Raw genomic sequence first — 219 nt, forward strand, 5'->3', positions numbered from 1 at the left:
TGGCCTGGTGCTCGGCCTCCAACGAAGCGGCCTGCGCGCGGATCAACGCACCGTGCGCGTCCACGTCTCCGAACTGGTAGTTAATGCTCATAGCGTTTTTCTCCTAATGTCTGAAGGTTACGCAGCCGTAGTGGTTACGACTAGTGGCCGAGGGCCTGCTGCGAGGCCTGCTCTTGCGTCTCGTAGTTGTTGGCGTCACGGATCAGTCCGTCACGCACG

General features: G+C 60.3%; 2 pseudogenes. Both read right to left on the reverse strand.

Features of this window, described 5'->3' with window-relative positions:
* Positions 1–91, reverse strand: a pseudogene (locus ACAG21_RS28150) (type VII secretion protein EsxI); the annotation flags it as partial.
* A gap of 49 nt (positions 92–140) precedes the next feature.
* Positions 141–219: pseudogene (locus tag ACAG21_RS28155) on the reverse strand (WXG100 family type VII secretion target); the annotation flags it as partial.

It is taken from the genome of Mycobacterium sp. pR1184 (assembly GCF_041287235.1).
Lineage (GTDB): Bacteria > Actinomycetota > Actinomycetes > Mycobacteriales > Mycobacteriaceae > Mycobacterium.